The following is an 11,581-nucleotide window of genomic DNA, read 5'->3' as shown; positions in this document are numbered from 1 at the left end:
TGTGTCGCAATTAAATCCCCTGATTAGCCGACGGCGTGAAGTTCGTTGAGTCTGTGGATGCCCGCAGTGCCAGTCATACCGTCCCAGTTGTCGCCGCGTCCTTCTCGCCAGCCGTTGATCCAGGCTTGGCGTACCGACGGTAGAGTAAATGGGCAAAGCTCACGGGATTTTCCATGAACGCCATATTGATATCCGCGTAAAAATGCTCTTTCCAACGGATCACGCTTAAGTCTTCTCATAGGGTGTTTCCCTCACTTGTTGACTGTCTAGATATCCTTCGGCCTTGTCCAAGGCCGGGCAGAGTTTTTCTGCCGTTGGTGGGCTCGCTGCCGGCGTGGCGAGCCAATGTGTTGGCACCGTTACGGCGCCAACCTGTGTTGAGTTCTAACCAATAGGTCACATGTATTCAATGATCGTTTTGTCATAAGCACGTAACGATAGCGATGCTATAGCCATAAGCTGGGCTGGTTATTCGCCCCTTTTATAGGGCAAAGCCAGCTATGATGTGCCCTGTAAAGAGGAAAGGTTTAATTCCTTAGTGAGAATGCCCGCCTATTGCAGTCGGTTATTATTCGACGAAGGGTCGGAATATTTCTTTTTGTTGCGCAACATTCTTCTTCTGCCTCGCCAATAAAGGCTCAAGAGCCCGCCAGACGGGGTGGAACGGCACATTCGTGCCACGCGAGCACTCTTCGAGAAAAGTGCTTGATTGAAAACCGAACCGGCGATGCGTCGCCGGTTCACTTATTGCTGAAAAGCCTGGAATGCCCCATGTCGGACCGTTTTGAACTCTTCCTCACCTGCCCCAAGGGCCTCGAAGGCCTGCTGATCGAGGAAGCCGTCGGGCTTGGCCTTGAGGAAGCCCGCGAGCACACCTCGGCCGTGCGCGGCATGGCCGACATGGAAACCGCCTACCGCTTGTGCCTCTGGTCGCGCCTGGCCAACCGCGTGTTGCTGGTACTCAAGCGTTTCCCGATGAAAGACGCCGAGGATCTTTACCACGGCGTGCTGGACATCGAATGGGCTGACCACATGGTCCCCGACGGTACCCTCGCGGTGGAGTTCAGCGGGCACGGCTCGGGCATCGACAACACCCACTTCGGCGCGCTGAAGGTCAAGGATGCGATCGTCGACAAACTGCGCACCCCGACCGGCGAACGTCCGTCCATCGACAAGATCAACCCTGACCTGCGTATTCACCTGCGCCTGGACCGTGGCGAAGCCATCCTGTCCCTGGACCTTTCCGGTCACAGCCTGCACCAGCGCGGCTACCGCCTGCAACAGGGTGCGGCACCCCTGAAGGAAAACCTGGCGGCGGCGATCCTGATCCGCGCTGGCTGGCCGCGCATTGCTGCTGAAGGCGGCGCGCTGACAGACCCGATGTGCGGTGTGGGTACCTTTCTGGTCGAGGGCGCGATGATCGCCGCCGACATGGCCCCCAACCTCAATCGTGAATTGTGGGGGTTCACCACCTGGCTGGGCCACGTCCCGGCGCTGTGGAAAAAACTGCACGCAGAAGCCACTGAGCGTGCCGCTATCGGCATGAACAAGCCGCCGTTGTGGGTACGTGGCTATGAAGCCGACCCACGCTTGATCCAGCCTGCACGCAATAATATCGAGCGCGCCGGGCTGAGCCATTGGATCAAGGTGTACCAGGGCGAAGTCGGCACTTTCGAGCCGCGCCCGGACCAGAACCAGAAAGGCCTGGTCATCTGCAACCCACCTTATGGCGAGCGCCTGGGTGATGAAGCCAGCCTGTTGTACCTCTACCAGAACCTCGGCGAGCGCCTGCGCCAGGCCTGCATGGGCTGGGAAGCGGCGGTGTTTACCGGTGCGCCGGACCTGGGCAAGCGCATGGGTATCCGTAGCCACAAACAGTATTCGTTCTGGAACGGCGCATTGCCGTGCAAGTTGCTGCTGATCAAGGTCAACCCGGATCAGTTCGTCACTGGCGAACGCCGCACTCCTGAACAGCGCCAGGCCGAACGTGAGCAAGCGGCTTACGACCAGGCCCCGAGCGAGCCGGCAGAGCGTCAGTACAACAAGAACGGCAACCCGATCAAGCCCGCCCCGACCCCCGTGGTGGAGCAGGCGCGCTTGAGCGAAGGCGGGCAGATGTTTGCCAACCGCCTGCAGAAGAACCTCAAGCTGCTGGGCAAATGGGCCAAGCGCGAAGGGGTGGATTGCTACCGTGTGTATGACGCCGATATGCCTGAGTACTCCATGGCGATCGACCTGTACCACGATTGGGTGCACGTGCAGGAATACGCTGCGCCTAAATCCATCGACCCGGAAAAAGCCTCGGCCCGCATGTTCGATGCCCTGGCGGCAATTCCCCAGGCACTGAACGTCGACAAGAGCCGTGTGGTGGTCAAGCGTCGTGAACGTCAGAGCGGCACCAAGCAATACGAGCGTCAGAGTGCCCAAGGCAAATTCACCGAGGTCAGTGAAGGCGGCGTTAAGTTGCTGGTCAACCTCACCGACTACCTGGACACCGGCCTGTTCCTCGACCATCGCCCGATGCGCATGCGCATCCAGAAGGAAGCGGCGGGTAAGCGCTTCCTCAATCTGTATTGCTACACCGCCACAGCCAGTGTGCATGCTGCCAAGGGCGGCGCACGCAGCACCACCAGCGTCGACCTGTCCAAGACCTACCTGGACTGGGCGCGTCGCAATTTCTCCCTCAACGGCTTCTCCGACAAGAACCGCCTGGAACAGGGAGACGTGATGGCGTGGCAGGAAGCGAGCCGCGATGAATTCGACATGATTTTCATCGACCCGCCGACCTTCTCCAACTCCAAGCGCATGGAAGGCATCTTCGACGTGCAGCGTGACCATGTGCAGTTGCTCGACCTGGCCATGGCGCGCCTGGCGCCGGGTGGCGTGCTGTACTTCTCCAACAACTTCCGCAAGTTCCAGCTGGAAGACAACCTCAGCGAACGCTATGCGGTCGAGGAAATCAGCGACAAGACCATCGACCCGGATTTTGCGCGCAATGCCAAGATCCACCGCGCCTGGAAAATCACCGCACGCTGATTTTCCCCTGTAGGAGCGAGCTTCTGTGGCGAGGGAGCTTGCTCCCGCTCGGGTGCGAAGCGCCCGCAAGTTTCCGGGGCCGCTGCGCAGCCCAGCGGGAGCAAGCTCCCTCGCCACAATAAGTCCGTTGACGGTTTTGCACTGGTCAAACCCGTGACCGATGGCTATAACTTAAGCCCTAGCCAAAGTGACACCCCCGCACACTGGCGCTGTGAGTGTTGCCTATGCCGATGCAAGCCGTTCGCCCGAAAATCCTTGGTTTTATCAGTGAGCAGGCATCGGCTTGGCTGGTGGCATTGGTGGTGTTACTGGTCGGTAGCGCGCTGACGGTGGTCGTCGCGTGGGCGGCTTCGGACCTGTATCAGCAACAGGTGCGCCAGCGGTTCCAGTTGCTGGTCAACGAACGCTACAGCCGCATCCAGGAACGTTTTGAAGACCAGGAGCAACGCCTGGGCAGCCTCCAGCGTTTCTTCGTCAATTCCGGCGAGGTATCCCGCGCCGAGTTCGACGGTTTCGCCAAACCGCTGTTGTTGCATGCCCGTGCCTATGCCTGGGCACCACGCATATTTCGCACGCAGCGCAGCTTGTTTGAGCAGGACATTTCTCGCCAGCGTGGCATTCCCTTCAGTATCCGCGAACTCAATACCTCCGGTGAATTGGCGTCAGCGGCCGAGCGCGATGAATACGTACCGGTACTGTACAGCCAGACGCAAAGTTTGCTGGGCTCGCCGCTGGGCTTTGATCTGCTGGCCCAGCCCCTGCGCCGTTCAGCGCTGGAGCGTGCGCAACAAAGCGGCCAGCTGGCGGTGTCACAACCTATGCAATTGGTGGGGGTGGAGCCCGCTTATGCGGCAGGCGTTTTGTTGGTGGCGCCCGTGAGCAAAGTCGCAGATGCCGAGCCTTATGGCTTTGTGATGGCGGTTATCAGCATGCGCCCGCTGGTGGCCGCGGGGTTGCCCAGGTCCAACCGGGACAACCTGGTGATGCAGATCGTAGACACCTCCGACACCCAGCAACGGGTGTTGTATGCCTCCAGCAACGCCTTGGGCAGCAGTGGCTTGACGGCTGCGCGCCGCCTCACCCTGGGCGATCATGTCTACGCCCTGAGCCTGAGCGCCAGCGAAGTGTTCGACAGGGCCAACCATTCTTCGATGCATACCATTCTGGCGATGGGCGTGCTGCTCAGTGCCTTGCTCAGTGCGCTGCTCTATGTGTTAGTCAGCCAACGCCAGCGCGCACTGAAACTGGTGGAGCAGCGCACCCTGCAATTGCGCGCCCGTGAGCAGGAGTTGCGTGGCGCCCATGGGCAACTGCGCAGTGTGCTGAATGCGGCGACTCAAGTGGCGATCATTGCCACTGACCTGCGCGGCGTGATCAACACCTTCAATGCTGGTGCCGAGCAGATGCTGGGCTTTACGGCCGAGGAGGTGCTGGGGCATATGACCTTGGACCGCCTGCACGTGGCCGTGGAACTCGACGCGCGCGCTGAGCCGTTGAGCAGGGCGTTGGGCAAGCGTATTCCAGCGAGCCAGGCGATGCTGGTGGAGAGCCCGGACAGTCAACATGAAGGACGTGAGTGGACGCTGGTGCGCAAGGACGGCAGCCAACTGACGGTCAACATGTTGCCGACCGTACTCTTGGATGACCATGGCCTGTGGGTCGGGCACTTGGCGATCTACCTGGATGTCACCGAGCAAAAGCGCGCCTATGAGGCCCTTGCGGTACGCGACCGCCTGCTGAAAAAACTCAGTGCCCATGTGCCGGGTGGGATCTTCCAGTTCACTTTGGAACCACAGGACAATTGGCGTTTCATCTATGCCAGCGAAGGCATGCGCGATATCTATGAAATCGAACTGGGCGTGCTGCAGCAGGATGCGGGCAAGGTGCTGGAGCGCATTCACCCTTTGGACCTTGAGCGAGTGCGTGCCTCCATACGCCTTTCTGCGTTGCAACTGAGCCATTGGCGCGAAGAGTACCGCGTGCAATTACCCCAGCGAGGCCTGCGCTGGATTCGCGGCGAAGCGACGCCAGAAGAGTTGCCGGGAGGCGGTACGCTTTGGCACGGTTATGTGTCGGACATTTCTGATCTCAAACGGGTCGAGGAAGAACTGCGTGCGCTGTCCATCACCGACTCCCTGACGGGGATCTATAACCGGCGCTATTTCCAGGATCGCCTCAAGGGTGAAATGCTCCGGCTCAACCGGACCTCTGGCGCGCTGTCGTTGATCATGCTCGATATCGACCACTTCAAGCGCATCAACGATCAGCACGGCCATGCCGTGGGCGACAGCGTGCTGCAGGAGTTGTGCAAGCGTATCGGCCAACGCGTGCGCCGCACCGATGTGTTTTGCCGGCTGGGCGGGGAGGAGTTCGTGGTGCTGTGCCCCAACACCAATGGCGCACAGGCCTACAGCCTGGCGATGCAGTTGTGGCAGTCGTTGCGTGATGCGTCGATGGAGCCGGTGGGGGTGGTTACCGCCAGCTTCGGCGTGGCCAGTTGGCGGGTTGACGAAGGCATCGATGGGTTGCTGCTGCGCGCTGATTCGGCGGTGTACGTGGCCAAACAGGCGGGCAGGGATCGGGTCGAGGAAGCCCTGATGCCTGTAGGAGCGAGCTTGCTCGCGAAAAAGCCATAGACGCCGCGTTTATTCAGGAAACACGCGTTATCGTTGACGTTTTTCGCGAGCAAGCTCGCTCCTACAGGGCAATGTGAAGCTTTAGAGAACCGGTGCGGCTGCAACGGCCTTCGGCTGGCGATACAGGTCCAGCAGCACCTGATCCAACACCGACGAGGCTCCCCAAGGCTTGGCGTCGTTGAGAATCGCCACCACCGCCCAGGTATTGCCATTGTTATCGCGGCTGTAACCGGCGATGGCGCGCACGGTGTTCAAGGTGCCGGTCTTCACATGGGCTTCGCCGCGCATGGCGGTGGTTTTCAGACGTTTACGCATGGTGCCGTCGGTGCCGGCGATCGGCATCGAGCTGATGTACTCCGCCGCATAAGGACTTTTCCACGCCGCTTGCAGCATGGCCGCCATTTCGCGGGCGCTGACCCGTTCGGCGCGGGACAGGCCGGAACCGTTCTCCATCACCAGGTGCGGCGCAGTGATACCTTTCTTGGCCAGCCACTGGCGCACGACGCGTTGCGCAGCCTTGGCATCGTCGCCATCGGCATCGTTGCGAAACTGCGCACCCAGGCTCAGGAACAACTGCTGGGCCATGGTGTTGTTACTGTATTTGTTGATGTCGCGGATGATTTCCGCCAGGTCCGGCGAGAAGGCTCGGGCCAGCACCTTGGCATCCTTGGGCACCGGAGCCTGGATATCACGGCCCTGGATGGTACCGCCCAACTCCTTCCAGATCGCCCGCACGGCGCCTGCGGTGTAGGTGGCGTGGTCGAGCAGCGACAGGTAAGTCTGCGAGCTGCAGCCATCGCCCAATTGGCCGCTGACGGTCACGGTCACGCTGCCGTCGGCGGCGGTCACCGGGCTGTAGCGCACGTCACCGGTGCACTGTTTGGCGTTGGTGACTTTTACCTGATTATCGATGCGGATGCTGGCAATCGGCGGCTCGACCGACACGATCACCCGCCCCGAATCATTGCGGGTCACGAAGCGCAGGGCCTTGAGGTTGACCAGCAAGGCGTCGGGCTTGACCAGGAACGGCTTGTTCTCATCGTTGCCGTCGTCGTTGAACTCGGGCAATTGCGGCTGGTTGAAGAAGTTGCGGTCCAGCACCAGGTCACCGGTGACTTGCTGTACGCCATTGGCACGCAGGTCGCGCATCAGCAGCCAGAGTTTTTCCATGTTCAGCTTCGGGTCGCCGCCGCCCTTGAGGTACAGGTTGCCACGCAACACGCCGCCGCTGAGGGTGCCATCGGTGTAGAACTCGGTCTTCCACTGATGGTTGGGGCCGAGCATTTCCAGGGCCGCGTAAGTGGTGACCAGCTTCATGGTGGAGGCCGGGTTCACCGAGACGTCGGCATTGAAAACCGTAGGGGTACCAGGGCCGTTCAGGGGCAGCATCACCAGGGACAGCGCGGTATTTTGCAGCTTGGCCTTCTGCAAGGCCTGCGCAACGCTAGGTGGCAGGGTGTTATTGACGGGAGCGGCGGAAACGGAAAAGGCCAGGGGCAAGACAACACTGGCAAGTAACACTGAACGCAAAGATTTGATCATAAGAAATAAAACCCTACTGCTGAGGAGGGTGAAAAAGGCGAGGGGTATGGAAGAAAATCCCTCATTGGTCACGAAAGTGTCGGCATTATGCCCCAAGCTGGCGCCACGTGTAGCTGAACGATAGCTGCTAATCGTGGTTTTTTTGCGCGCATTTGCCCGTCGGTCCCAGAGAGTCGGGCAATTGCCGCCTTAAACTGCTAAAGTGCCGCCCGTTAATACTTATGAGGATTGTTCCAATGGCGACTAACCGTTCCCAGCGTCTGCGCAAAAAACTGTGCGTTGATGAATTTCAAGAGCTGGGTTTCGAACTGAACCTGGACTTCAACGAAGGCCTGAGTGAAGAAGCTATCGACGCTTTCCTCGAAGCATTCATCAAAGAAGCCATGGAAGCCAACGGCCTGGGCTATGTTGGCGGCGATGACTACGGTCTGGTTTGCCTGCAAAAGCGTGGCTCGGTCTCCGAAGAGCAGCGTGCTGCGGTCGAAGCCTGGCTGAAAACCCGTTCCGAGCTGACCAAGGCTGAAGTCAGCCCGTTGCTGGACGTGTGGTATCCAGAAAAGCCGATCAACGCGGCTAAGTGATACTAAAAAAAACGGCGACCTGAGGGTCGCCGTTTTTTTATGCCTTGCGCCAATTCAATATCAGCAGCGTCAACACCCCCGCCACAATCCCCCAGAACGCCGACCCGATGGAAAACAACGTCAAGCCAGACGCGGTGACCATAAAGGTGATCAGCGCCGCTTCCCGTTCCTTCGGCTCATTCATGGCGATGCTCAAGCCATTGATGATCGAGCCAAACAACGCCAACGCCGCAATCGACAGCACCAGTTCCTTGGGCAGTGCCGCGAAGAGTGCCGCCAGCGTGGCGCCGAACACCCCGGCAATGCCGTAGAACACTCCGCACCACACCGCGGCGGTGTAGCGTTTGTTGCGGTCTTCATGGGCGTGGGGGCCTGTGCAGATCGCGGCGCTGATCGCCGCCAGGTTGATGCCGTGGGAGCCGAACGGTGCCAGCACCAACGACGCCAGGCCGGTGGTGGTGATCAATGGCGAAGCCGGCACGGTATAGCCGTCGGCGCGCAGTACGGCTACGCCGGGCATGTTCTGCGAGGTCATGGCCACCACGAACAGCGGAATGCCGATGCTGATGGTCGCCGCCAGCGAGAAGTGCGGCGTCGTCCATACGGGCGTAGCCACCTCCAGATGAAAACCGCTGAAGTCCAACAACCCCATCAGCCCTGACAAGGCGGTGCCGATGAGCAGGGCGGCCAGCACGGCATAGCGCGGCGACAGGCGCTTGATGATCAGGTAGGTGAAAAACATCCCCAGCACCAGCCCGGTACGGTGCTGGGCGGCGACGAAAATCTCGCTGCCGATCTTGAACAGGATCCCCGCCAGCAACGCCGCTGCCAGTGACGCCGGAATCCGCTTGACCAGTTTCTCAAAGCTGCCGGTCAACCCGCAGAGCGTCACCAGTACCGCACAGGTGATGTAGGCACCGATGGCCTCGCCATAGCTCACGCCGCCCAGGCTTGTGATCAACAGCGCCGCGCCAGGGGTGGACCAGGCGATGGTGATCGGTGTGCGATAGCGCAGGGACAGGCCGATGCTGCACACCGCCATGCCGATGGAAATCGCCCAGATCCACGAAGAAATCTGCGCGGTAGTCAAGCCGGCGGCCTGGCCGGCCTGGAACATCAGCACCAGGGAGCTGGTATAGCCGGTCATCATGGCGATAAAGCCAGCGACGACGGCCGACGCAGAAGTGTCGGCCAGTGGGCGCAAGGGCGCTTGGGTGGCGTCGGTCATGGAGCGATGATCCTTGTGTCAGGCTTTCTTGTAGGAGCGAGCTTGCTCGCGAAAAACGTCAACGATAACGCGGGCTACCTGAATAACCGTAGCGCTCTCAGGTTTTTCGCGAGCAAGCTCGCTCCTACAAAGAGGGCGTGGGAAATCGTGGAATCAAGCCTAAACTCAAACGTAACGAGTCATTGCAATACAGCCGGGGCCGCAAACAGCCGTACAGTGTGTTGGCGCAGTGGGTTGTGTACAATGTGCGCTGTTTTTAGGTGATACTTGCCAGCGACACGCTGTTGCCGTATTACCGTTAATTCGCCGTTCTCAAACCCGAGTGCCCATGAACGAACAGTTGCAACCTCTCAAGAAACAACCGCGAGCCGGCAAGGCCGGTCGCAGCGGAACCCAGGACGATATCGTCTATGCGCATATCTTCGAGGCGATCCTTGAACAACGCCTGGCGCCCGGAACCAAATTGAGTGAAGAGGCACTGGGCGAGATCTTCGGCGTAAGCCGCACCATCATTCGCCGCGCGCTGTCGCGTCTGGCTCATGAAAGCGTGGTACTGCTGCGGCCCAATCGCGGTGCGGTGGTTGCCAGCCCAAGCGTTGAAGAAGCACGCCAGGTGTTCATGGCGCGGCGCCTGGTGGAGCGGGCGATCACGGAGTTGGCGGTGCAGCACGCCACGGCCGAGCAGTTGGCCGAGTTGCGCCAGATGGTCAACGACGAGCGCGACAGCTTCTCGCGCGGTGACCGTGGCGCCGGTATCCGTCTCTCCGGCGAATTCCACTTGAAGCTGGCCGAAGCCGCAAAGAACGCGCCGCTGATCAGCTTCCAGCGCAGCCTGGTATCCCAGACGTCATTGATCATCGCCCAGTACGAAAGCGGCAACCGCTCGCACTGTTCCTACGATGAGCACACCCAGTTGATCGACGCGATCGAAGCACGGGATGCGGTGCTGGCGGTGAACTTGATGATGCATCACATGGATCATATCGACAGCAAGCTCAACCTCGATGAAGAGAGTGCGTCGGATGATTTGCATGCGGTGTTTTCGCATCTTTTACAGACTAAAAAACCTGGGCGCTCGTCTGTAAAGTTGTAAACCCAATCAAATGTGGGAGTGAGCTTGTGTGGGAGCTGGCTTGCCTGCGATAGCATCACCGCGGTGTAACTGACATACCGCGGTGCCTGCATCGCGGGCAAGCCCGGCTCCCACACAAGCCCCTCCCACATTGGTTTTGTGGTGTCTCTGAGATCAGCGCTGGTGCACCAGCTGCCCGGCTGCATAGGTCTGCAACACCGTCCGGTCATCCCCCAGCGTCATCAGCACAAACAACGTCTCGGCAATGTTATTGGCCTGTTTCAGGCGATAGCTCAGCAGTGGCGTGGCGTTGTAATCCAACACCAGGAAGTCTGCATCGGTGCCAGGCTGCAAGGTGCCGATCTTGTCTTCCAGGCGCAGCGCCCTTGCGCCACCCAGGGTCGCCAGGTACAGCGACTTGAACGGGCTCAGCCGCGCACCTTGCAGTTGCATGACCTTGTAGGCTTCGTTCAGGGTTTGCAGCAGCGAGAAGCTGGTGCCGCCACCCACGTCGGTGCCCAGGCCCACGTTCAAGTTGTGTTTCTCGGCCATCGGCAGGTTGAACAGACCACTGCCGAGGAAGAGGTTCGAGGTCGGGCAGAACGCGACTGCCGAGCCGGTCTCTGCCAGCCGTGCGCATTCGTCGTCACACAGGTGTACGCCGTGGGCAAACACCGAGCGCTCGCCGAGCAGCTTGTAATGGTCGTAGACATCCAGATAGCCGTTGCGCTCCGGGAACAGCTCATTGACCCACTCGATTTCCTGCTTGTTCTCGCTGATGTGGGTCTGCATGTACAGGTCTGGGTATTCGCCCAGTAACTGACCGGCCAGCGTCAGTTGCTCCGGCGTGCTCGTAGGAGCGAAGCGTGGCGTCACCGCATAGTGCAGGCGCCCCTTGCCGTGCCAGCGTTCGATCAGCGCCTTGCTTTCCTGGTAGCCGGATTCGGCGGTGTCGGTCAGGTAATCCGGCGCGTTGCGGTCCATCATCACCTTGCCGGCAATCATGCGCAGGTCGAGTTTCTCGGCCGCTTCAAAGAATGCATTCACCGATTGCGGGTGCACGCTGCCGAACACCAGCGCCGTGGTGGTGCCGTTGCGCAGCAGTTCCTTGATGAAGATATCCGCGACTTCTTCGGCGTGAGCCTTGTCGGCAAACTGGCTTTCACAGGGGAAGGTGTAGGTGTTGAGCCAGTCCAGCAACTGTTCGCCATAGGCGCCGACCATACCGGTTTGCGGCAGGTGGATATGGGTGTCGATCAAGCCAGGGGTGATCAGCGCGTCCTGGTAATGGGTGATGTCGATATCGGCGGGCAGGCTCGGCAGCAGGTCGCTGGCGTGGCCAAGGGCGCTGATCTGGCCGTTGTCGATCACCAGCAGGCCGTCCTCGAAATATTCATAGGAGGCTTCGATCCCAACAACGGCAGGGTCGGCGATGCTGTGCAGGATGGCGGCACGGTAGGCTTTGCGAGTCAAAGGCATGATCGTC

Annotated in this window: 8 protein-coding genes; 4 read left to right on the top strand and 4 right to left on the bottom strand. The window is 60.0% G+C overall.

The features are described 5' to 3' along the window. Positions 1-23 precede the first annotated feature (23 nt). Positions 24-239: a ribosome modulation factor gene (gene rmf, locus CER19_RS15735; RefSeq protein ID WP_002553055.1), complete on the bottom strand. Its 216-nt coding sequence runs from the start codon at positions 237-239 to the stop codon at positions 24-26. 532 nt (positions 240-771) lie between these two features. Between rmf and rlmKL the strand changes: the two genes are divergently transcribed. Together rlmKL and CER19_RS15725 are read left to right on the top strand one after the other, a co-directional pair. Further along, positions 772-3,036, top strand: a complete 2,265-nt coding sequence (rlmKL, locus tag CER19_RS15730) for a bifunctional 23S rRNA (guanine(2069)-N(7))-methyltransferase RlmK/23S rRNA (guanine(2445)-N(2))-methyltransferase RlmL (RefSeq protein ID WP_116667067.1) — start codon at positions 772-774, stop codon at positions 3,034-3,036. 224 nt (positions 3,037-3,260) lie between these two features. Then, positions 3,261-5,672 carry a diguanylate cyclase gene (locus tag CER19_RS15725; RefSeq protein ID WP_116667066.1) on the top strand — a complete coding sequence of 804 codons (2,412 nt, stop codon included), beginning with the start codon at positions 3,261-3,263 and terminating at the stop codon, positions 5,670-5,672. Positions 5,673-5,753: 81 nt separating this feature from the next. On the opposite strand, the gene dacB is transcribed toward CER19_RS15725, so the two are convergent. Beyond that, positions 5,754-7,214 (bottom strand): D-alanyl-D-alanine carboxypeptidase/D-alanyl-D-alanine-endopeptidase, encoded by a 1,461-nt coding sequence (dacB, locus tag CER19_RS15720; protein ID WP_116667065.1) that lies wholly within the window; start codon positions 7,212-7,214, stop codon positions 5,754-5,756. A gap of 236 nt (positions 7,215-7,450) precedes the next feature. On the opposite strand from dacB, the gene CER19_RS15715 reads away from it, so the two are divergent. Further along, positions 7,451-7,795, top strand: a complete 345-nt coding sequence (locus tag CER19_RS15715; protein ID WP_003193255.1) for a YggL family protein — start codon at positions 7,451-7,453, stop codon at positions 7,793-7,795. A gap of 37 nt (positions 7,796-7,832) precedes the next feature. Here the strand turns inward: CER19_RS15715 and CER19_RS15710 are convergent, their stop codons facing one another. Next, positions 7,833-9,023 carry a benzoate/H(+) symporter BenE family transporter gene (locus CER19_RS15710; RefSeq protein WP_019820510.1) on the bottom strand — a complete coding sequence of 397 codons (1,191 nt, stop codon included), beginning with the start codon at positions 9,021-9,023 and terminating at the stop codon, positions 7,833-7,835. Positions 9,024-9,351: 328 nt separating this feature from the next. Here CER19_RS15710 and CER19_RS15700 point away from each other — a divergent pair, with 328 nt between their 5' ends. Then, complete coding sequence (locus CER19_RS15700) at positions 9,352-10,116, top strand: GntR family transcriptional regulator (RefSeq protein WP_116667064.1); 765 nt, start codon at positions 9,352-9,354, stop codon at positions 10,114-10,116. 153 nt (positions 10,117-10,269) lie between these two features. Here the strand turns inward: CER19_RS15700 and guaD are convergent, their stop codons facing one another. Then, positions 10,270-11,574 carry a guanine deaminase gene (gene guaD, locus CER19_RS15690; protein ID WP_116667062.1) on the bottom strand — a complete coding sequence of 435 codons (1,305 nt, stop codon included), beginning with the start codon at positions 11,572-11,574 and terminating at the stop codon, positions 10,270-10,272. Positions 11,575-11,581: the final 7 nt, after the last annotated feature.

The sequence above is a fragment of the Pseudomonas sp. GL93 genome (genome assembly GCF_003408955.1).
In the GTDB taxonomy this organism is placed as follows: domain Bacteria; phylum Pseudomonadota; class Gammaproteobacteria; order Pseudomonadales; family Pseudomonadaceae; genus Aquipseudomonas; species Aquipseudomonas paracarnis.
The sequence above is the reverse complement of the archived record's forward strand: the minus strand, read 5'-3'. Positions and strand labels throughout refer to the sequence as shown.